18 protein-coding genes are annotated in these 21,913 nt (G+C 71.0%); 11 read left to right on the top strand and 7 right to left on the bottom strand.

Annotated elements, in window-relative coordinates; all coding sequences use genetic code 11:
* Positions 1–9: 9 nt before the first annotated feature.
* From pseB to EV659_RS01935, 3 genes are all read right to left on the bottom strand, one after another.
* Entirely contained in the window at positions 10–1,020 is a 1,011-nt protein-coding gene (gene pseB / locus EV659_RS01945) for a UDP-N-acetylglucosamine 4,6-dehydratase (inverting) (RefSeq protein ID WP_132706950.1), read from the bottom strand.
* 150 nt (positions 1,021–1,170) lie between these two features.
* Positions 1,171–2,598, bottom strand: coding sequence for an AMP nucleosidase (locus EV659_RS01940; protein ID WP_221400781.1), 1,428 nt, complete (start codon positions 2,596–2,598; stop codon positions 1,171–1,173).
* 112 nt (positions 2,599–2,710) lie between these two features.
* Positions 2,711–3,937, bottom strand: coding sequence for a NupC/NupG family nucleoside CNT transporter (locus EV659_RS01935; RefSeq protein WP_132706946.1), 1,227 nt, complete (start codon positions 3,935–3,937; stop codon positions 2,711–2,713).
* Between the two features lie 293 nt (positions 3,938–4,230).
* On the opposite strand from EV659_RS01935, the gene EV659_RS01930 reads away from it, so the two are divergent.
* On the top strand, positions 4,231–4,812 hold the full coding sequence (locus tag EV659_RS01930) for an LOG family protein (RefSeq protein WP_132706944.1): 582 nt from the start codon (positions 4,231–4,233) through the stop codon (positions 4,810–4,812).
* Between the two features lie 39 nt (positions 4,813–4,851).
* On the top strand, positions 4,852–5,691 hold the full coding sequence (locus EV659_RS01925) for a purine-nucleoside phosphorylase (protein WP_132706942.1): 840 nt from the start codon (positions 4,852–4,854) through the stop codon (positions 5,689–5,691).
* Between the two features lie 81 nt (positions 5,692–5,772).
* On the opposite strand, the gene EV659_RS01920 is transcribed toward EV659_RS01925, so the two are convergent.
* Positions 5,773–6,486, bottom strand: a complete 714-nt coding sequence (locus tag EV659_RS01920) for a ZIP family metal transporter (protein WP_200287969.1) — start codon at positions 6,484–6,486, stop codon at positions 5,773–5,775.
* 149 nt (positions 6,487–6,635) lie between these two features.
* On the bottom strand, positions 6,636–7,454 hold the full coding sequence (gene mazG, locus EV659_RS01915) for a nucleoside triphosphate pyrophosphohydrolase (protein WP_132706940.1): 819 nt from the start codon (positions 7,452–7,454) through the stop codon (positions 6,636–6,638).
* A gap of 232 nt (positions 7,455–7,686) precedes the next feature.
* Here mazG and EV659_RS01910 point away from each other — a divergent pair, with 232 nt between their 5' ends.
* The 9 genes from EV659_RS01910 (at position 7,687) to EV659_RS01870 (ending at position 20,093) form a co-directional block, all read left to right on the top strand.
* On the top strand, positions 7,687–8,625 hold the full coding sequence (locus tag EV659_RS01910) for a chitosanase (RefSeq protein ID WP_132706938.1): 939 nt from the start codon (positions 7,687–7,689) through the stop codon (positions 8,623–8,625).
* Positions 8,626–8,686: 61 nt separating this feature from the next.
* Positions 8,687–10,051: a proline--tRNA ligase gene (proS, locus tag EV659_RS01905; RefSeq protein WP_132706937.1), complete on the top strand. Its 1,365-nt coding sequence runs from the start codon at positions 8,687–8,689 to the stop codon at positions 10,049–10,051.
* Entirely contained in the window at positions 10,051–11,304 is a 1,254-nt protein-coding gene (locus tag EV659_RS01900; protein WP_132706935.1) for a lipoprotein-releasing ABC transporter permease subunit, read from the top strand. Before proS ends, EV659_RS01900 begins: the two co-directional genes overlap by 1 nt.
* A complete protein-coding gene (locus EV659_RS01895) occupies positions 11,301–11,972 on the top strand; it encodes an ABC transporter ATP-binding protein (RefSeq protein ID WP_132706934.1) in 672 nt (223 codons plus the stop codon). Before EV659_RS01900 ends, EV659_RS01895 begins: the two co-directional genes overlap by 4 nt.
* 59 nt (positions 11,973–12,031) lie before the next feature.
* On the top strand, positions 12,032–12,382 hold the full coding sequence (locus EV659_RS01890) for a hypothetical protein (RefSeq protein WP_132706932.1): 351 nt from the start codon (positions 12,032–12,034) through the stop codon (positions 12,380–12,382).
* A 194-nt stretch (positions 12,383–12,576) separates the two neighbouring features.
* On the top strand, positions 12,577–13,929 hold the full coding sequence (locus tag EV659_RS01885; protein ID WP_165878651.1) for a TolC family protein: 1,353 nt from the start codon (positions 12,577–12,579) through the stop codon (positions 13,927–13,929).
* Positions 13,926–15,137 carry an efflux RND transporter periplasmic adaptor subunit gene (locus EV659_RS01880; protein ID WP_132706928.1) on the top strand — a complete coding sequence of 404 codons (1,212 nt, stop codon included), beginning with the start codon at positions 13,926–13,928 and terminating at the stop codon, positions 15,135–15,137. Before EV659_RS01885 ends, EV659_RS01880 begins: the two co-directional genes overlap by 4 nt.
* Positions 15,138–15,148: 11 nt before the next feature.
* Positions 15,149–18,295 carry an efflux RND transporter permease subunit gene (locus EV659_RS01875; RefSeq protein ID WP_132706926.1) on the top strand — a complete coding sequence of 1,049 codons (3,147 nt, stop codon included), beginning with the start codon at positions 15,149–15,151 and terminating at the stop codon, positions 18,293–18,295.
* Positions 18,296–18,410: 115 nt separating this feature from the next.
* Positions 18,411–20,093, top strand: a complete 1,683-nt coding sequence (locus EV659_RS01870) for a formate--tetrahydrofolate ligase (protein WP_132706924.1) — start codon at positions 18,411–18,413, stop codon at positions 20,091–20,093.
* Here the strand turns inward: EV659_RS01870 and EV659_RS01865 are convergent.
* Positions 20,090–21,613 (bottom strand): FAD/NAD(P)-dependent oxidoreductase, encoded by a 1,524-nt coding sequence (locus EV659_RS01865; protein ID WP_132706923.1) that lies wholly within the window; start codon positions 21,611–21,613, stop codon positions 20,090–20,092. The two genes, EV659_RS01870 and EV659_RS01865, sit on opposite strands and share 4 nt — an antisense overlap.
* On the bottom strand, positions 21,610–21,912 hold the full coding sequence (locus tag EV659_RS01860; protein WP_132706921.1) for a (2Fe-2S)-binding protein: 303 nt from the start codon (positions 21,910–21,912) through the stop codon (positions 21,610–21,612). The genes EV659_RS01865 and EV659_RS01860 overlap by 4 nt, the downstream gene beginning before the upstream one ends.
* Position 21,913: the final 1 nt, after the last annotated feature.

Here is a 21,913-nt window from a genome sequence, read left to right as displayed (position 1 = left end):
GCTCCTGTGTCAGACCGCGTCGTCGCCTTCGGCCGGGATCGACGCGGTAATCTCCTTCAGCCGGGCCACATTGAGCCAATGGTCGTTGGTGTTGCTGGCATAGCAGAACCCGTCGGCCACCGGTCGCGCCGGCGGCGTGGCGGCGCGCCGCGACTGGTAGCCCCATTTGGCGATCGTCGGTTCGATGATGAAGTGGTCGCCCATGTCGAGCGTGGTGCGCGAATCCTCGGCGGTGATCATCACCTCGTGCAGCTTTTCGCCCGGCCGGATGCCCACCACCTCGTGGGGCAGGTCGGGCGCGATGGCGCGCGCCAGGTCGGGGATCGCCATGGACGGGATCTTGGGCACGAAGATCTCGCCGCCGGCCATGTCGCCGAGGCAGTTGAGGACGAAGCGCACGCCCTCGTCGAGGGTGATCCAGAACCGGGTCATGCGCGGGTCGGTGATCGGGATCGCGCCGGTGCCGCGCGCGGCCAGTTGCTTGAAGAACGGCACCACCGAGCCGCGCGAGCCGACCACATTGCCATAGCGCACCACCGCAAAGCGCACGCCCGCCCCGCCGGCCAGATTGTTGCCGGCGATGAAGATCTTGTCGGACGCCAGCTTGGTGGCGCCATAGAGGTTGATCGGGTTGGCCGCCTTGTCGGTGGACAGCGCCACCACCTTGCGCACGCCAGCCTGGATCGCCGACCAGACCACGTTTTCGGCGCCTTCGATGTTGGTCCGCACCGCCTCGAACGGGTTGTACTCGGCCACCTCCACATGCTTCAGCGCCGCGGCATGGACCACCACGTCCACATTGCGCATGGCCATGACCAGCCGGTCGCGGTCGCGTACGTCGCCGATGAAAAAGCGCATGCGCGGGTCGGGAAAGCGCCGCTGCATGGTCAGTTGTTTGAACTCGTCGCGCGAGTAGATAATCACCCGTTCGGGGTCGTGCTCGCGCAGCAGGGTCTCGGTGAGTTTCTGGCCGAACGAGCCGGTGCCGCCGGTGATCAGGATGCGGGAATGGGCGTCCATGGGCCGTGCGCCTCGGCTAAGGGGTAAGCAAACTTCGCGCCAGAGGGTGCAGCGCGAAGGGTATAGAAACGGTTACCATGGCCGCCGCCGGCGGTTCGTGTCGTCGGCGAAACGGTCTGGATCGGTGGCCGCTGCCGGTGCCAAGGGCGGTCAACGGAACGGCGGTTCCAGGAAGCTGCGCAGCTTGCGCGAGTGCAGCGTGCCGTCGCGCGCCGCCTGGCGCAACAGATCGACCGCGCGCAGGCCGATGTCCAGATGCTGGCTGACCCGCGCCTCGTAGAAGGCGTTGGCCATGCCGGGCAGCTTGATCTCGCCGTGCAGCGGCCGGTCGGACACGCACAAAAGCGTGCCATAGGGCACCCGGAAGCGGTAGCCATTGGCGGCGATGGTCGCCGACTCCATGTCGATGGCGATGGCGCGCGACTGGTTGAAGCGCCGCGCCAGTTCGTCATAGCGCAGTTCCCAGTTGCGGTCGTCGGTGGTGACCACGGTGCCGGTGCGCAGGCGTTGCTTGCGCTCGGCGCCCGACAGGCCGGTGACTTCGCTGACCGCGTCGGCCAGTGCCACCTGCACCTCGGCCAGCGTCGGCAGCGGGATTTCCACCGGCAGCGCGCTGTCGAGCACATGGTCGTCGCGCAGATAGGCGTGGGCGAGCACATAGTCGCCCAGTTGCTGCGACGCGCGCAGGCCGCCGCAATGGCCGATCATCAACCAGACATGGGGGCGCAGCACCGCCAGATGGTCGGTCATGGTCTTGGCGTTCGAGGGTCCCATGCCGATGTTGATCAGCGTGATGCCCATGCCTTCCGGCGCCACCAGGTGATAGGCGGGCATGGGCGGCGCCTTGGCCAGCGGCGGCTGTTGGGTCGGCGCGCCGGGGGTCGAGACCCGGTTGCCCGGTTCGACGAACCGCTCATAGCGCCCGGCGGCCACCTGCGCGTGGGCAAAGGCGATGAACTCGTCCACATAGCGCTGATAGTTGGTGAACAGCACGAAGCCCTGGAAATGCTCCGCCGCCGTGGCGGTGTAGTGGCGCAGTCGGTGCAGCGAATAGTCGACCCGCTCGGCCGAGAACAGCGACAACGGGTTGGGCGCGCCGCGCTCGTCGGGTCGGGTGATCAGCCCGTCGGCCAGGTCGTCGTGGATCTCGGCCATGGGCGGCATGTGGAAGTGGCGCACCAGCGCCCGGCGCCGGTCCGGTGCCAGGTCCGCCGACGCCTGTTCGAGCGCGAACGACAAGGGCAGCGGCGAGCGGCTGGCGCCGGTGAACAGCCGGCCGCCATGGTGGCGCAGGATCAGCGCCATCTGGTCGGCCAGATAGTCGCGGAACAGCGCCGGCTGGGTCAGCGTGCCGCCATAGAGGCCGGTGTGCGACACCTTGCCGAAGGCGGTGTCGCTATGGCGGGCGGGGTCGGTCTCGTCCAGCGCCACGCCCAGATAGGGGTAGGTGGCGGCCGAGGTGTCGATGTCGGTGGCGCCGGCGGCATAGCGGTCGAACTCGGCGGCGACGCGGGCGACGCTGGCGTCGTACAGCGCTTCGACCCGGTCGAGCGCGGCGTCGATCTGGTCGTGCAGCATCAGGTCGTCGGCCGGCACGCGCGCGGCCAACGTGTCGATCAGCACGGTGTCTTCGGGCACGGACAACAACACCTCCTGGGGCAAAACGGAACGGGAAGCTTCGCCCGCCGTCTTACAGCGACAGAAGGATGCTGGCCAGGGCGGCGCTCATCAGGTTGGACAAGCTGCCGCACAATACCGCGCGCAGGCCCAAGGCCGAGACCTCGCCGCGCCGCTCGGGGATCAGATTGCCAAGCCCGCCCATGATGATCGCCAACGCGGTCAGATTGGCGAACCCGCACAAGGCGAACGTCACCACCGCCACCGTGTGGTCGGACAGCGTGTCGCGGATTTCGGCCAGTTGCACGAAGGCGATAAACTCGTTGAGGATCGTCTTCTGGCCGACCAGATTGCCGGCGGCGACCGCTTCCTCCCACGGGATGCCCAGCAGGAACATCAACGGCGCCAGAAGCCAGCCCAGGATCGCCTCCAAGGTCAGCCCGTCGAGCCCGGCGAGCCCGCCAACCCAGCCGACCAGGGCGTTGGCCATCGCCAACAGGGCGACGAAGCAGATCAACATGGCGCCCACGGCGACCGCCACCCGCAGGCCGGCCATGGCGCCGTCGGCGGCTGCCTGGACCAGATTGGCCGGCGGGTTGTCGGGGTCGAAGCTGTCGGCGCGCACATCGTCCTGGTCGATCGCATGGGGGGCGTCGTCCTCGGGGTGCAGCAGCTTGGCCATGACGATGCCGCCCGGGGCGGCCATGAACGCCGCGGCGACCAGATAGCCGCTGTCGATGCCAAGCGAGGCGTAGCCGATCAGGATCGCCCCCGACACCGACGACAGCCCCAGCCCCATGACCGTGAACAACTGGCTGTGCGACAGCCGGGCCAGGAACGGCCGGATCACCAGCGGGCTTTCGACCATGCCGATGAAGATGTTGGCGGCCGCGCACACCGCCTCGACCCGGGTCACGCCGATCACCCGGCGCAGGCCGCCGCCGATCACGGTCATCATCGCCTGCATGATGCGCAGATAATAGAGCACCGAGGCCAGCGACGACACGAACACGATCACCGGCAGCACGTTCAGGGCGACCGAGAAGAAGCCCTCGCGTTCGGGGTAGAGGTCGCCGAACAGAAACCGCGTGCCGCGGTCGGTGAAGTTGATCGCTTCCTGCACGCCCAGGGCCGCCGAGCCCAGCGCCGCCTGACCCCAGGGCAGGTAGAGCACGATGACGGCGAATCCGGCCTGCAGCGCGAACGCCGACAGCACGATCCGCCAGTTGATGGCGCGGCGGTTGGCGGACAGGGCGACCGCGATGGCGAACAACACGGCGACGCCGGCAAAGGCGATCATGGAATGGCTTCCCCCCTTGGCGCCCGGCGGCGGTCCGATCCGGCGGCCGCTGTTGGCGGGCGGCGGCCGGAGCCACGGGGCGTCTACGCGAACGAAAAGGGCGCGCGCCGGCGGGTCCGGGGCGCCCGGCGCGGTGCTTGGCGCACCTGTTTCGCCGCCACCCGGGTGCCGCACCGGGGGGCGCCCGGGTGTGACGTCTCGATGACGCGGCGGAGTATTGACCACGCGACCAAAACGCGTCCACACCCTTTTGCGCATCGCCCCGGAACGGTGACAGGGATCGAGGAGTGACCATGAAGCGAATATGTGTCTATTGCGGGTCGCGCGACGGGCGCCAGCCGGCGTATCTGGAAGCCGCCCGGACGCTTGGCGGGCTGCTGGCGGAGCGGGGCGTGGGCCTGGTCTATGGCGGCGCGTCGATCGGCGTCATGGGGGCGCTGGCCAACGCCGTGCTGGCCGGCGGCGGCGAGGTGATCGGCGTCATCCCGCGCGCCCTCGACGACCGCGAGGTGGGCCATCGCGGCCTGACCGAGTTGCACGTGGTCGAGACCATGCACGAGCGCAAGAACATCATGTCGGTGCTGAGCGACGGCTTCGTGGCGCTGCCCGGCGGGCTCGGCACGCTGGAGGAACTGTTCGAGGTCTGGACCTGGGCGCAACTGGGCGTCCACCGCAAGCCGGTCGGGCTGCTCAACGCCGGCGGCTTCTATGACCCGTTGCTGGCGTTCCTCGACCACGCCACCGTCGAAGGCTTTATCGAGCGCGACCATCGCGACCTGGTGACCGTGGCCGACGCGCCGGCGTCCCTGTTGGACGCCATGGATGCCTACAAGCCCTCCGACGACCGCATCTGGCTCAAGGCCCGCCAGGTCTGAGCCCGTGCCGCCCCCCTTCCCACAGCGAGCCCCCCTGCCATGACCGCCACCACCACGACCAACGACGATCTGAGCGCCGCCGTCGACGCGGTGCGCCGCCGCCACCCCGGCGGGTTCCCGAAGATCGCCCTCATCCTCGGCAGCGGCCTGGGCCGCTTCGGCGAGGCGATGGCGGTGGAAACCAGCATTCCCTATGGCGAGATTCCGGGCTTTCCGGTGTCCACCGTGGCCGGCCATGACGGCCGGCTGCTGATCGGCACCGTGGCCGGCGTGCCGCTGGTCGCCATGCAGGGACGGATGCACCTGTATGAAGGCTATGCCGCGCAACGTCTGGCGGTGGCGATCCGCACCTTCAAGCTGCTGGGCGTCGAAACGCTGGTGATCACCAACGCCGCCGGCAGCCTGCACGAGGACTGGGGCCCGGGGTCGTTGATGCTGATCGCCGACCATATCAACCTGTCGGGCCACAACCCGTTGATCGGCCCCAATGACGACGCCCTGGGCCCGCGCTTCGTCGATATGACGGCGGCCTATGACCCGGCATTGCGCGCGACCATGAAGGCGGCGGCGGCCGACCTGGGCCAGACCCTGCACGAAGGCGTCTACATCCAGGTGGCCGGCCCCAATTTCGAGACCCCGGCGGAGATCCGCGCCTTCGCGCGCCTCGGCGCCGACGCGGTGGGCATGTCGACGGTGCCCGAATGCCTGGTCGCCCGCCATTGCGGGATGCGGGTGCTGGGGCTGTCGCTGGTCACCAACCTGGCCGCCGGCATCTCGCCCGTGGCACTGACCCACCAGGAAACCATGGACGAGGCCGCCAATGCCTATGACGGCATGCGCGCCTTGATGACCGAGTTCCTGCGCCGCGTCGGCGGCTGAGCCTGGGCGCTCGGCCGGCCAGGAGCCAGGCGCCGCAGCGACGCGCCGCCATCGTCGCCGCCCCCGACCCCGCCCCCGGGGTCAGCCGAGCAGCACCTGGCCGGCCATGCCGAGCGCGAAGCCGCCGACAGCACCAAGCGGCGGCGCGAACCGGCCGTCGAGCGGCACGCCGGGGGCGATGTCCTCGAACGTCAGATAGAGAATGCCGCCGGCGGCGAACAGCATCAGCCCGCCCAAAATCGCGTCCCGGTCGACCAGCCACAACAGCCCCGCCCCGGCGGCCAGCGGGCCCAGCAACGCCAGGGCGGCGAACAAAACCAGCAGCCGGCCGGCGCGGATCGAGCCGCTGGCCTGCTGTTCGCGGAACGCGTTGAAGCCTTCGGGCAGGTTCTGCGCGGTGATCAGCAAGGCCATCAACGCCCCGCGTTTTTCCGACACCGCGAGCAGCGAGCCCAAGGCGATCGCCTCGGGCACGAAGTCGAGCACCATGGCCATGAACATGGCTGCCGAGCCGCCGCGCCGCTTGACCCAGGCGTCGAGCAGGGCGAACGCCAGCCCGCCGGCCGCGAACACCAGCAGCCCGAGCCAGCCGGGGGTCTTGTCCAGGCCGTCGGGCACCAACACCAGCGCCACGGCGGCCATCAAGATGCCGCCGCCGAACGCGGTGACGCTGTGGCGCACCTCGCGGTCGAGCCATTCGGGCGCCACGCTCTCGATCCGGGCGATGGCGCCGCCCACCGGGATCGCCGCCCCGGCCATCAGGGCGTAGAGCAGGGCGAGATGCGCGGTGTCCAAGGGCTCGTCTCCTGGCGTTGGTGCGGTCCGATAGGTGAGCGATCGGGTCGCCCACCTCAACCCATGCGCTTCCCCCCGGGCGCACCAGCCGATCGGGCTCGACGCGGCTCAGCACCCCAGGGGCGGCTCAGGGGCAGTTCAAAGGGGGGTCACCCGGCTTGGGCTTCGGCAGCCTTGGCGGCGTCCCACAGCGCGTCCAGATCGGCGAGGTCGGCATCCTGGGGGGCGCGGCCTTCGGCGTCGAGGGCGGCCTCCATATGGCGGAAGCGGCGTTCGAATTTGCGGTTGGCGTCGGCGAGCGCGGTCTCGGGCTCCACATCCAAGCGCCGCGCCAGATTGGTGACCGCGAACAACAGGTCGCCCACCTCCTCGCGCACCCGCTCGGGCGAGCGGGGCAGGGCGTCTTCCACCTCGTCCAGTTCCTCGCGGATCTTGGCCAGGATCTCGCCCGCCTCCGACCAGTCGAAGCCGACCCGCGCGGCGCGCTTTTGCAGCTTGATCGCCCGGATCAATGCCGGCAGCCCGCGCGCCACATCGTCGAGCGCGCTCGGCACCCGGCCGGCCGCGCGCGCCGCGGCCTCGCGCTCGGCGGCCTTTTGCGCTTCCCAGGCGGCGGTTTGGGCGTCGGCGTCGTCGATGCTGGCGTCGGCGAACACATGGGGGTGACGCTTGACCATTTTGGCGGCGATCGCCTGGACCACGTCGGCGAAGTCGAACGCGCCCATCTCGGCCGCCATCTGGGCGTGGAACACCACCTGCAACAACAGGTCGCCCAGTTCCTCGCACAGATGGGCCATGTCGCCCTCGGCGATGGCGTCGGCCACCTCATAGGCTTCTTCGATGGTGTGGGGGGCGATGGTGGCGAAGCTTTGTTCCAGATCCCACGGACAGCCGCCCGCCGGGTCGCGCAGCCGCGCCATGATCGCCAGAAGATCGTCCAGGGAATAGCGCGACTGCGGGCTGCTCATGGGCTCATGTCCTTGAGAACTGAAATGAAACTTTGCCGGGCATCGCGGCGCTGTCCAGCCTTGTTTCGCGCCGCCGAGCCCCTATTTGTCTCATAGACCGGAAACGGCGCGGTTGCAAAGCGCCCGGCCTGTGGCCGGGGGGGGCGCTTGTGCGGGACCCGCTGCCGCCGACTGCGGCCGGCCCCGGCCCGTCGCCGAGGCCCGCCGTCCATTGCCCAGGGATTAAACGCCCATGACCGATCAAGCCCCGCCGCCTGTGGCCGACATCGTCGCCCGGGCGCTCGTCCACCTGTTCGAAACCGGCCGTCTGGTCGGCGACCCCGGCCGCATCGCGGTGATCCCCGGCGATCGCGGCGGCTTGAGCTATGGCCGCGCCCAGGCGACCCGCGCGTCGGGCGCTCTCTATCGGGTGGTCGAGCGCTATCTGGCCGAGCCCGGCGCGCGCGCGGCGGGGCTGTTGCGGCCGTTCCTCGACCGGCTGGCGACCCGTGACCCCGATCTCGACTATGACGCGGCGTTTCACCAGGCGCTGCGCCGGGCCGGCACCGACCCGGCGATGACCCGCGCCCAGGACCGGGTGGTCGACGCGCTCTATTGGGCGCCGGCCTGCGCCGAGGCGGCCCAGATGGGGCTCGACGAGCCGTTGTCGCGCGCCGTGGTGTACGACTCGCACATTCACGGCTCCTGGGCGCAGTGCCGCGACCGCACGGTCGACGCCTACGGCCCGCCCGAACGGCTGGGCCCGCGCGCCTGGACTCGGGTCTATGTGCAGATGCGCCGCACCTGGCTGGCCGAGCACCCCAACCCGGTGTTGCACGCCACAGCGCGCCGCATGGACGCCTTCGCCGACCTGATCGACCAGGCCCATTGGGATCTGGCGCCGCCCTTGACCGTCGACGGGGTGATCATCACCGAGGCGGGCATGAACCCGGCCGCCGAGCCGCGCCGGCTCGACGCCCGCCGGCCGTGGCCGCAGGGCTGGGACGTGCTGGCGGTACAGCAGGCGCTCGCCGGCATGGGCGCTGAGTTGGAGACCGACGGCATCTATGGCCCGGTCACCGCGGGCGCTGTGCGCGCCTTTCAGGCCGACGCCGGGCTCGAACCCGACGGCGTGGTCGACGAGGCGACGCGCTGGGCCATGGGGCCGCAAGCGGAAAAGGCGATTGCGTGAGGGCTTGGGGCTCCGCTAAGGACACGGGACGCCTTGTCCCGTTCCCAACTCCGAGGGCCCCATGCGCCTCAGCCGCTATTTTCTGCCGCTTCTGAAGGAAACCCCCGCCGAGGCCGAGATCGTCTCGCACCGGTTGATGCTGCGCGCCGGCATGGTCCGGCAATCGAGCGCCGGCATCTATGTATGGCTGCCGCTGGGCTTGAAGGTGTTGCAGAAGATCGAGCAGATCGTGCGCGAGGAACAGAACCGCGCCGGCGCGCTTGAAGTCTTGATGCCGACCGTGCAGTCGGCCGAGCTGTGGCACGAGTCCGGCCGCTATGACGCCTATGGCCCGGAGATGCTGCGCATTTCCGACCGCCACGACCGCGAAATGCTCTACGGGCCCACCAACGAAGAGCAGATCACCGACATCTTCCGCCGCCACGTCAAGAGCTACAAGGATCTGCCGCTCAACCTCTACCAGATCCAGTGGAAGTTCCGCGACGAGATCCGCCCCCGCTTCGGCGTCATGCGCGGCCGCGAATTCCTGATGAAGGACAATTACTCCTTCGACCTGGACCATGATGGCGCGGTGCGCTCCTACAACGCCATGTTCGCGGCTTACCTGCGTACCTTCTCGCGCCTCGGCCTGCGCGCGATCCCGATGAAGGCGGACACCGGCCCGATCGGCGGCGACCTCAGCCACGAATTCATCATCCTGGCGCCGACCGGCGAAAGCGCGGTGTTCTTCGACCGCGGCTTCGACGATCTGGATCCGCTGGCCGACCAGTCGGACGACCCCGACGCCGCCACCTTGCACGCGATCCGCGAGCGCTGGACCAGCCTTTACGCCGCCACCGACGAGGTCCATGACGCGGCCGCCTGCCCGGTGCCGGCCGAGCGCCTGGTCACCGGCCGGGGCATCGAGGTGGGCCACATCTTCAACTTCGGCACCAAATACTCCGAGCCCATGGGCGCCACCGTGCAGGGCCCCGACGGCCAGATGGTGCCGGTGCAGATGGGCAGCTACGGCATCGGCATCTCGCGCCTGGTGGGTGCGGTGATCGAGGCCAGCCACGACGACGCCGGCATCGTCTGGCCGGCCAGCGTCGCGCCGTTCGACGGCGGTCTGATCAACCTGCGCGCCGGCGACGAGCGCTGCACCGGCGTCTGCGACGACGTCTATGCCAAGCTCGGCGTGCTCGGCCTGGACGTGCTCTATGACGACACCGCCGAGCGGCCGGGGGCCAAGTTCGCCGCCATGGACCTGATCGGGCTGCCCTGGTCGCTGACCATCGGTCCGCGCGGGCTCGACCAGGGCGTGGTCGAACTCAAGGACCGGGCGTCGGGCGAGAAGGCCGAGATCAGCCTGGAAAGCGCGCTCGCCCGCATCGCCGAGCGCACCGGCACCCAGGCGCCGGCGTCGCCCGAGGCGTTGGCCGGCTGATGATCCGCGGGTTCGAGCGCACGGTCGCGTTGCGCTACATCCTGCCGTGGAATTCGGGCCTGTCGGTGGGGGTCATCGCGGGCTTCAGTTTTCTGGGCATCTTCCTCGGCGTCGCCGTGCTGATCGTGGTGATGTCGGTGATGAACGGCTTCCGGGTCGAACTGGTGTCCAAGATCGTCGGCGTCAACGGCCACGCCATCGCCATGGGCTTCGGCGGCGAGATGCGCGACTATCAGCGCGTCGCCGACGACCTGGCCGCCGTCGACCATGTGGAGCGGGTGGTGCCGTTCGTCGAGGCGCAGGTGGGCGTGACCCGGCCGGGCGGGCAGGGCGCCTTTGCCCTGGTGCGCGGGCTGGCGCCGGGCGACCTGACCAAGACCGCGCTGCAGCCGCACATGGTCACCCAGGGCTCGCTCGACGCTTTCGGCGACGACCGCATCGTGCTCGCCTCGACCATCGCCGAGCGGCTCGGCGCGTTCGCCGGCGACCCGGTGACCCTGGTGCTGCCCAAGGGCCGGGCGACCCCCATGGGCGTCGCCCCGCGGCTCAAGCGCTTCACCGTGGCGGCGGTGGTCGAGACCGGCCTGTTCCAGTTCGACGAGACCTTGCTGGTCATGCCGCTCGACACCGCGCAGACCTTCTTCCGGCGCGGCGACACCGTGTCGGGCATCACTCTGTTTCTCGACGACGCCAACCGCATCGACCGGGTCGCCCCCGACCTGCGCGCGGCCTTGGGCGGCGAGCGGCCGGTGGGCAGCCTGTCCACCTGGCGCGACATCAACAGCAATCTGGTCTCGGCGCTCGACCTGGAACGCAAGGTGATGTTCCTGATCCTGACCCTGATCATCGTCATCGCCGCGTTCAATATCGTCACCAGCCTGATCATCCTGGTGAAGAACAAGTCGGCGGACGTGGCGATCCTGCGCACCATGGGCGCCCGGCGCGGGGCGATCCTGCGCATCTTCATGGCCTGCGGGGCGCTGGTGGGGGTCACCGGCACGCTGCTCGGCGCCGGCGCCGGCACGCTGTTCGCCGCCAACATCCAGGCCATCCAGCGCGGCCTCGAACGGTTGACCGGCGCGCAATTGTGGGACGCCGAGGTGCGCTATCTGAGCGAGATCCCGGCGGTCATCCAGCCGCTCGAAGTGGCGGCGGTGGTCGCGGTGGCGTTCGTCATCTCGCTGGTCTCGACCCTGCCGGCGTCGCTGTGGGCCAGTTCCATCGACCCGGTGAAGGTGTTGCGCTACCAATGAGCCTTGTTCTCGACCTTGACCGCATCGCCCATGGCTACGGTCGCGGGCCCGCCCGCGTCGACGTGTTGCAGGGCGTGTCGCTGCGCCTGGGGGCCGGCGAGATCGCCGCGCTCATCGGCCAGTCGGGCGCCGGCAAATCGACGCTTTTGCACGTCGCCGGGCTGTTGGAGCGGCCCGAGACCGGCCGGGTGGTGATCGCGGGCGACGATGCGGGCGCCTTGTCCGAACGCCGGCGCGCCGACCTGCGCGGGCGGGCGATCGGCTTCGTCTATCAGTTCCACCACCTGTTGCCCGAGTTCTCGGCGCTGGAAAACGTCGTCCTGCCGCAGCGTATCGCCGGGACGCCCCGGCACCAGGCCGAGGCGCGGGCGCGCCATCTGCTCGGCCAATTGGGCCTTGACCATCGGCTCGACCACCGGCCGGGCAAGCTGTCGGGCGGCGAACAGCAGCGCGTCGCCATCGCCCGCGCGCTCGCCAACCGCCCGGCGCTGCTGCTCGCCGACGAGCCGACCGGCAATCTCGACGAGGACACCGCCGCGGTGGTCATGGACGAGTTGTTGTCGCTGGTCCGCACCGAGGGGCTGGCGGCCCTGATCGCCACCCACAATCGCGGCTTGGCCGAGCGCATGGACCGCACGGTGACGCTCAAGCGCGGCCGCCTGGCCTGAGCCGCTTGGCGCTCCGGCAATGCTTGTCTCGGCCGCCCGCCCGCGTTAGGGTCCGCGTCATGGTCCGGCCCGTGCTCCACCTGATGACGGCGTTTTGCCTGCTGCTCGTGCAGTCGCTGCACGACGGCGCGGGGCTGGTGGAATCGCACCTCCACCATCACGCCCAGGATAGCGCCCCGACGCTCGATTACGGGCCCGGCGCGGCCGCCGACGACGCGTCCGCCGCGGACCAGACCGGCACGCCCTGGCCGGCCCATGCGGGTGAGGCGATGCACTGCCACATCCTGGCCATCGTGACCCCGGAAATGGGTCTGAGCGCGCCCGTGGGCCAAGGCGAGCGGTTCGCCCAGGCGCCGCACCGGGCGCCCTCGCGCACCGTCGACCCGCCGGTCTTCCCACCCAAAGCCTGACCTCCGTCCCAACCCGTTGTCTCGCCGACGCGCGGCCTTTTCGCCCGCGTCGCCGGTGATCGTTCGTCTTTCGGAGTCAGCCCATGTCTGTTTTTCCTCCGTCGCGGGCCCGGCCCGCCGGCGGCCCACCGGGCGTGGACCCGCGCCGCCGGCCGGGGTCCGTTCGCCGCAGCCTGTCCCATAGCCTTTGCTTGATGCTCCTGACGGCGCCGGTGTCGGCCGCCGAGGTCGGTTCCGGTGGCGCCGTGCAGGCGCCGGGGCTCTTGGCGTCGGCCGAGCAACCGCCGCACCGGCTCGACCTGGCCGGCGCCGTCGATTGGGCGCTGGCGCGCAATTTCGCCGTCCGGCGCGCTGCCGCCCGGGTCGAGCAGAACCGGGGCGACGCGCGCCACGCCCGCCGGCTGGTGCCGTCGAACCCGCTGGTCACCTTTCGCAGTGCCCGGCGCAAACGCCCGGGAGAAGCGGCGACCCGCGATATGTCCATCCAACTGGCCCAGGAGCTGTGGATCGGCGGCCAGGGCCGGGTGATGACGCGGGCCGCCGACGCCCGCACCCAAGCCGCGCAGGGCGACCTCGATTTTCTGCGCACCACCACCGCCGCGCGCACCAGGGCCGCCTATCTGCGCGCCCTGGTGGCGCGCGAGGGCGTGCGCAGTGCCGAGCGCGCCCTGACCGTTACCGCTGATCTGGCGCGCTATGCCGTCCGCCGGCTCGACGCCGGCAAGACCACGGTGCAGACGGTCAACACCGCCGAGATCGCGCGCGGCCGGGCGGCCGCCCAACACGCCCGCGCGGTGCGCAATGCCCGCCGGGCCGAGCTTGACCTGTTTGAGCTCCTGTCCGCCGATCCAGCCCGGGATCTGGTTTTGACCGGCCGGCTCGCCCTGCCGGACGCCATCGAGGTGCCATCGCAAGAGCGGCTGCTGAACGCGGCGGTGCGTCGGCGCGGCGATCTGGCCGCCGCCGGGGCGCGGGTCGCCGCCGCGCGCGCCGACCTGGCGCTCAGCCGGCGGCAATTGATCCCCAATCTGACCGTCTTCGGCCTTTATGGTCAGGAAGAGGATTTCGACATTGCCGGCGGCGGTCTGCAACTGCGCTTGCCGATCGGCCACCGCTTCGGCGGCGACCGCGACGCTGCGCGGGCGCGGCTGCGCGAACAAACCCTGGCGCGCGATGCCCAGAGGCTTGCCGTGCGCGGCGCGGTGCTGCGCGCGCTCACCGACTATCGCGCCGCGCGCGCGGCGGCCGACGCCGTCGGCCGGCCGGTGCTCGACCGGGCGGAGGACAATGTGCGCCGCCTGCAAACGGCGCTCGCCGCCGGCAAGGTGGGCGCGCCGGCGATCACCGCGGCCCAGGACAATCTGCTCGCCGTGCGCCGCGACTATCTCGACGCGCTCGGCGACCTGATCGACGCCGCCGCCGCCCTGGAACGCGCCACCGGCGGGCTGATCCACGCCGCCCCCGCCGCCCCCGACAACGACCCCCATACCACGCCCGACAGCGCGCCCCGCAAGGCGCCTGCAGAACGGCCGGGAGACGCCCGATGACCATCGCACACACGCTTACGAACCAGATGCCCATGGCCCGGGTCCGGTTGGCCCGCACGCTTGCCGCTGGTCTTCTGGCCCTTGGCCTCGCCCCGGTGCTTGGCCCGCAGGAGGCGGGCGCCGCGCAGGAGGCGTCGGCCAGCACCGTTCACCTGACCGCCGGAGAGCGTGCGACGCTCGACCTTCAGGTGGGGCCGGTGCCGGCGGGGTCGGCGCGCGCGCTCATCGAGGCGCCGGCGAGCCTGCGCTTCGACGCCGACCGCACCGTGCGGGTCGGCCCGCGCCTGCCGGCCAAGGTGCTGCGCGTGGTCGCCGATCTGGGCCAGCGCGTCGAGGCCGGCGAGGTGCTCGCCTGGCTCGACAGCGTTGCCCTCGGCAAGGCCAAGGCGCGCTACCTGTCGGCGGCCGCGCGCTTCGAGGCCGCGACCGCCGAGCATGACCGCGAAAAGCGCCTGGCCGCCGAGCAGATATCGAGCGAGGCCGAGAAGCTGGCCGCCCACGCCGCGTTCATCGAGGCGCGCGCCGCGCTGGACGCCGCGCGCGAGGAGTTGCGCCTTTATGGGCTGTCGCTCGACGCCATCGCCGCCATCGAGGCGGGCGGCGACCGGCCGCTGTCGCGCTACCCGCTGACCAGCCCGCAGGCGGGCATGGTGCAGGCGCGCGACGCGGTGCCGGGCCAGACCCTGCGCCCCGACGATACGCCGTTTCTGGTCGTCGACACGCGCGTGTTGTGGGTGGTCGCCGAGGTCTATGAAAAAGACATCCCGCGCATCGCGCCCGGCCAGCGCATCGACTTCACCGGTCGGGCGGTGGGCGGGCGTCTGGTCGCCGGTACCGTCGACTGGGTGTCGGCGTCGCTCGACGAGACCACGCGCACGGTGCGGGTGCGCGGTCATCTGGACAATTCCGGCGGCCGGTTGCGCGACGGCCAGTTCGGCACCGCCCGCCTGCACACCGAGGCCGCGGCGCGCACCGCCCTGATGCCGGTGGACGCGGTCCAGACCCTCGACGGCCAGCCGGTGGTGTTCGTGCCCGGCGATACGCCCGATGCGTTCCGCGCTCAGCCGGTGAGTTTGGGTGCCGAGGCCCATGGCCGGGTCGAGATCCGGCGCGGCCTCGACCCCGGCGACCGGGCGGTGCTGGTCGGCGCCTTTGCGCTCAAATCCGCGCTGACGGCGGCCGGCCGCAGCGCCGCCCACAGCCATTGAGGGGGCGCACCATGATCGAACGACTGATCGGATGGAGCCTGCGCAACCGGCTGATGGTGCTGGTGCTGACCGCGGCCCTGGTGGTCGCCGGCGCGCTGGCGGTCAAGCGCACGCCCATCGACGCCTTCCCCGACGTGACGCCGACCATGGTCCAGGTGTTCACCCAGGCGCCGGGGCTGTCGCCGGTGGATGTGGAGACGCTGATCACCTATCCGGTGGAAATCTCCATGTACGGACTGCCGCACCTGGACCGGGTGCAGAGCACGTCGATCTTCGGGCTGTCGCGGGTCAGCGTCTATTTCGAGGACGGCACCGACATCTATTTCGCCCGGCGTCTGGTGATGGAGCGGCTGGCCGCCGCCCGGCGCGAGATCCCCGAGGGCCTGGGCGAGCCCGAACTGGGGCCGATCAGCTCGGGCGTCGGGCGGGTGTTGATGTACACGGTCGAAAACCGAGCCGGCGCCGAGCATGCGCCGATGGCGCTGCGCACCGCCCAGGACTGGATCGTCAAGCCCATGCTGCGCACGGTGCCGGGGGTCACCGGCGTGCTGTCGATCGGCGGCGAGGCGCGCCAGTATCAGGTGACCCTCGACGCCGAGGCGCTGATGGCGCGCGGCCTGTCGGTCGCCGACGTGCGCCGGGCGCTGGCCGCCAACAACCGCAATGTGGGGGCTTCGTTCATCAACCGGGGCGGTGAGGAATATGTGGTGCGCGGCTTTGGCTGGGTCGCGCCGGGCGACGCGGGCCTCGACGACATCCGGCGGATTCCGGTGGCCGAGGCCGGCGGCACGCCGGTGACCGTCGCCGACCTGGCCAGCGTGTCCTACGGCCCGGCGATCAAGCGCGGCGACCTGGTGGCCAATGGCCGCGACGCGGTCGGCGGCTTCGTGCTCAAGCTGATCCACACCAACACTCAAGACGTGCTCGCCGCGCTCGACGAGCGGGTCGCGGCGATCAACGACGCACTGCCCCAGGGCATGGTGCTCAAGCCCTATTACAGCCAGGCCGGGCTGATCGACAAGGCGGTCGGCACGGTGCGCACGGCGCTGGTCCAGGGGGCCGTCCTGGTGCTGGTGTTCTTGTATCTGTTCCTGGGCAATCTGCGCTCGACCCTGATCGTCATCGCCAGCCTGCCGCTGTCGATCCTGGTTGCCTTCGTGGCCATGGAGCGTACCGGGCTGTCGGTCAATCTGATGAGCCTCGGCGGTCTGGCGATCGCCATCGGCATGATGGGCGACGGCGCGGTGGTGATGATCGAGAATATCTTTCGCCATCTGGGCCGCGACCGCCCCGGTGCGGAGGCGGGCGAGGGTGCAGGACCGGCCGACGACCCGTCCCCGCGCGCCCGCGTGGAGCGCGCGGCGCGCGAGGTGGCGCGGCCCATCGCGTTCGCCGTGGCGATCATCGTGATCGTCTTTTTGCCCTTGTTCACGCTGCAAGGCGTCGAGGGCAAGATGTTCAAGCCGATGGCGTTTTCGATCTCGTTTGCGCTCTTGGGCGCGCTTCTGGTGGCGCTCACCCTGGTGCCGGCCCTGGCCACGCTGGCGTTCCGCCGGCCGCCCGAGACCTCCGAGCCGTGGCTGGTGCGTCGGCTGAAGCGGGGCTACCGGCCGCTCCTGGGCGCCGCATTGGCCCGGCCGCGTGCGGTTCTGGCCGCGGCGGTGGTGGGGTTTGTCGGCGCTTTGGCGCTGGTGCCGCTGTTGGGCAGCGAGTTCGTGCCGTCGTTGCGCGAGGGCACGTTTCAGATCCGCTCGACCCTGCCGCCGGGCGCCAATCTGCCCACCGCCAAGGACTATGCCCGGCGCATCCAGACCGCACTCGGCGATTTTCCCGAGGTCACCGGCACCTATGCCCGGGTCGGCCGGGCGGAGGTGGGCGGCGACCCCGAGCCGGTCAATGTGGTCGCCACGGTGGTGACGCTCAAGCCGCTCGACCAGTGGCAAAGCGGCCGGTCCTACGAGGCGCTGCAAAGCGCCATGGCCGAGCGGTTGGCGGCCCGGGTGCCGGGGCTTGCCAACAATGTCTCGCAGCCGATCCAGTTGCGCACCGACGAATTGCTGTCGGGCGTCATGGCCGAGCTGGTGGTGTCGATCTATGGCGAAGACCTGGACACGCTGGCGCGCCTCGGCGGCGAGGTGGCGGCGATCGCGCGCGCCGTGCCGGGGGCCGTCGACGTGCGCCAACAGCAACAGGGCGGCAAGCGCCAGATCGTCGTCAGGCCCGACCGCGCCGCGCTCAGCCGCTACGGCATCGCCATCGACGAACTGCTGGCGACCGTCGAGGCGGGCGTCGGCGGGGCGGTCGCGGGCCAGGTGTTCGACGGCATCCGCCGGTTTCCCATCTTCGTGCGGCTGGCCGAAGACGACCGGGCCAGCGTCGACGCGATCGCCAATCTGGCCGTCCCGACCGCCGACGGCGCGATGGTGCCCTTGTCGCGGGTCGCCGATGTGTCGGTGTTGACCGGGCCCAAGCAGATCGCGCGCGCCAAGGCGAGCCGGCGGCTGATCGTCCAACTCAATGTGCGCGGCCGCGACATGGGCAGCGTGGTCGCCGAGCTCAAACGCCGCGTGGCGGCAGAGGTGGACCTGCCGGCCGGCGTCTATGTGGAATATGGCGGCCAGTTCGAGAATCAGCAGCGCGCCATGGCCCGGCTCTATCTGGTGGTGCCGGTGACCTTGGCGCTGATTTTTCTGATGCTCTATGGCGCGTTCAACAGCGCACGCTATGCCGCGCTGGTGTTCCTCAATGTGCCGTTCGCGACCACCGGCGGCATCGTCGCCCTGTGGCTGTCGGGGCTTTACCTGTCGGTGCCGGCGGCGGTGGGGTTCATCGCGGTGTTCGGCGTCGCGGTGATGAACGGCGTGGTGCTGGTCAGCCATATCAACCAGATGCGCAGGGCCGGCCACGACCGCGACGCGGCCGTCCGGCTCGGCGCCGAGCGGCGCCTGCGTCCGGTGTGCATGACCGCGGTCACGGCGGTGCTGGGACTGGTGCCGTTGTTGCTCGCCGACGGCATCGGCGCCAATGTCCAACGCCCGCTGGCCACCGTGGTGGTGGGCGGTCTGGTCACCTCGACCCTGCTGACGCTGTTGGTGCTGCCGGCGGCCTATCGCTGGTTCGCCGAGCCCGACGCGCGCACGCCCCGGGCCGGGGTCTAGCGCGAATGTGAGGCCGCCGCCCATGGTCTTTCGGTCGCCGGATGAGTAGGCAAGGGGCTCGTCCGGCGGCCGAGGGCCGTGTTTTAACCAGCAGACCCAGGGGAGGGGGACCGCCTTGTCGCATCCGTCCGATATCGAAATCGCCCGCAACGCCCATAAGAAGCCCATTGCCGAGGTGGCCGCCCGGCTCGGCCTGCGCCCCGACCAGGTGCTGCCCTATGGCCACGACAAGGCGAAGCTCGGCGCGGGGGCCCTGGCCGCGCGCCGCGCCGGCGGCGGCCAGCGCGGGCGGCTGATCCTGGTCACCGCGATCAACCCGACCCCGGCGGGCGAGGGCAAGACCACCACCACCGTGGGCTTGGGCGACGGCCTCAACGCCATCGGCAAGAACGCCGCCATCTGCCTGCGCGAGCCGTCGCTTGGTCCCTGTTTCGGCATGAAGGGCGGGGCGACCGGCGGCGGTCGCGCGCAGGTGGTGCCCATGGACGCCATCAACCTGCACTTCACCGGCGACTTCCACGCCATCTCCGCGGCCCACAACCTGCTCGCCGCGATGATCGACAATCATCTGCACTGGGGCAATGCGCTTGACCTGGACCCGCGCCGGATCACCTGGCGCCGGGTCTTGGACATGAACGACCGGTCGCTGCGCCAGGTCGCCACCGGGCTCGGCGGGGCGGCCAACGGCTTCGTGCGCGAGACCGGCTTCGACATCACCGTGGCGTCTGAGGTGATGGCGATCCTCTGCCTGGCCGAGGATCTGGACGATCTCGAACGCCGGCTTGGCGCGATCATCGTCGGCTATCGCCGCGACCAGAGCCCGGTTTTTGCCCGTGACCTGAAGGCCGACGGCGCCATGGCCGCGCTGCTCAAGGAGGCCATGCAGCCCAATCTGGTGCAGACCATCGAGAACAACCCGGCCCTGGTCCATGGCGGGCCGTTCGCCAACATCGCCCATGGCTGCAATTCGGTGATCGCCACCAAGGCGGCGCTGTCGATGGCCGATTATGTGGTCACCGAAGCGGGTTTCGGCGCCGACCTGGGCGCTGAGAAGTTCCTGAATATCAAGTGCCGGCAAGCCGGACTGGCGCCCGACGCGGTGGTGCTGGTGGCCAGCATCCGCGCGCTGAAGATGAACGGCGGCGTCGCCAAGGGCGATCTGGGCGTCGAGAATGTCGCCGCGGTCGAGGCCGGGTGCGCCAATCTGGGCCGCCACATGGAGAATATCGCCAAGTTCGGCCTGCCGGTGGTGGTGGGCCTCAACCGCTTCGCCACCGACACCGACGCCGAAGCCGATGCGGTCATCGCCTATTGCGAGGCTCGGGGCGTGCCGGCGTTTCTCAACACCCATTGGGCCGAGGGCAGCGCCGGTATCCGCGCCATGGCCGAGCATGTGGCGGCCCTTGCCGACCAGGGTGCGGCCAACTTCACGCCGCTCTATGCCGACGATCTGGGGCTTCAGGCCAAGATCGAGCGGGTGGCGCGCGAGATCTACCGCGCCGACGGCGTCGCCCTGGCGCCGCGGGTCGCACGCCAATTGGCCGACTGGGAAGCCCAGGGCCATGGCCGCCTGCCGGTGTGTATCGCCAAGACCCAGTATTCGTTCAGCGCCGACCCCGGCCGGCTCGGCGCGCCCACCGGCCACACCCTGCCGGTGCGCGAGGTGCGCCTGGCGGCCGGCGCCGGCTTCGTGGTCGCGCTCGCCGGCGATATCATGACCATGCCCGGCCTGCCGCGCCAACCCGCCGCCGAGGCGATCACCCTGACCGACGCCGGCGAGATCGACGGGCTGTTCTAGCCGTCGTCGGTCTGGTCGCCTCGGTCGTCGTCCGCCGCGTCCGCGTGCTCGGCCAGGGCGGCGACAGCGGCGATCGACGCCGGCTTGACCGGCATCCGCGCGGTGAACGGCCGGGGCGGCTGGCCGCCGCCGGTGCCCGGGCGCGCCAGCCGGGCCAGGATCGCGCCGCACAGCCGGCCCTGGCAGGCGCCCATGCCGACCCGCGTGGCGCGTTTGACCGCGTTCATGTCGGCCAGGGCGAGCGGCGGCTGGCGGCCGGCCTCGACGCCCGCGCGGGTGATCGCCTCGCAGCGGCAGACAAGGGTGTCGGCGCCGGTGATCCGGTCGAGCGCGCGATGCGGCGGCCGCGCGAACCGGCGCAAATCGCGCGCGAAGGCGAGCGCCCGGGCCAGCGCGCGGGCGTCGCGGCGCCGGGCGGCATCGGTGCTATCGCTTGTCGCCCAGCCCCGATCGGCCAGGATCGCGCGGGCGGCCAGCCGGCCCTTGGCCAGGGCGGCGTCGGCGCCGTCGACGCCGGTGGCCTCGCCGGCCGCATAAAGGCCCGGCACGCTCGACCGGAAGGCGCCGTCATGGGCGACCAGCCAGCCGCCGGCGTCCAGATCCCAGGTCCACGCCGCCCCGGTGGCGCGCGCCAACTCGGTGCCGGCCAGAAAGCCATAGCAGAGCGCCAGCGTGTCGCAGGCGACGCGCGCGCGGCGGTCTGCGGTCATGTCGGGGGCTCGGCCGCCGGCGCGGTCGAGCCCGGCGAGCGTCGCCGCCGTGACCGAGTGGCTGCCGTGCGCCTCGGCCACCACGGTGTTAAACCGAACCGCCACGCCCCGGGCGGCCAGTCGGGCGAGGATGCGCGCCGGCGTCCAGACTTTCGGCCAGTGGCGGCCTAAGTGGCGCAGGCTGCGCGCGGCCGCCGCCAACACCGCCGGGCGCGATTGCGAGAAGGCGACCAGCGCCACCTCCGCTCCGGCGTCGAGCGCCTGGTCGGCGACCACCAGTTGCAAGGGGTGGCTGCCGGCGAATACCAGCCGGTTGCCGGGCAGTATCTGCTGGCTTTTCAGCACTGTCTGAAGCGCGCCGGCGCCCATGACGCCGGGCAGCGTCCAGCCCGGAAACGCCACCGGCAATTCGTAGGCGCCGGTGGCCAGCAGCACGCGCTCGGCGGCGATCAGGCGATGGCCCCGGGCGCCGGTATCGACCCACAGCTCGAACCCGTCGCGCCCGGCCAGCGGGTCGGGCGGGTCGATACCCAGCACCGTCGCGCCGCCCAGCCAGGCGATGTCCGCGCGGTCCTCGACCGCCCGCAGCGCCGCCTTGGGCGCGCGGTAGAGCGGTCCCGGCAGCCAGCGCTCGACTGTGGTCTCGCGCGGCGGCTGGCGCAGGATCTGACCGCCCGGCCGGGGCGCTTCGTCGATCAGCAGCGGCCGCACCCCATGGTCGGCCAACAGCGCTGCGGCGGCCAGACCCGCCGGCCCCGCGCCCACGATGGCGACCGGCGCGGCGGTCGCCGTCGGGTCATCGCCGCTCATCGGCTGGCCTCCCGGTCGGTGTGCAGGGTCATGCCGTCCTCGGCCGGGGTGGTGCAGGCGCGCACCCGGCGCACCGTGCCGTCGGCGGCCTCGACGCCCACCAGACAGTCGTAACAGACGCCCATGCCACACCAGAGCCCGCGCGGGCGGCCATGGCGGTCGACGCGCCAGGCGCGGATGCCGGCGGCGATCAAGGCGGCGGCGATGCTGTCGCCGGCATGGGCCGCCACCGTCTGGCCGTCGAAGCGCAGGGCGATGCGGGGGCCGCGGGTGACGCCTCGGTCGATGCGCGTCGGCATG

It is taken from the genome of Rhodothalassium salexigens DSM 2132, from assembly GCF_004341375.1.
Classification (GTDB): Bacteria; Pseudomonadota; Alphaproteobacteria; order Sphingomonadales; family Rhodothalassiaceae; genus Rhodothalassium; species Rhodothalassium salexigens.
The sequence above is the reverse complement of the archived record's forward strand: the minus strand, read 5'-3'. Positions and strand labels throughout refer to the sequence as shown.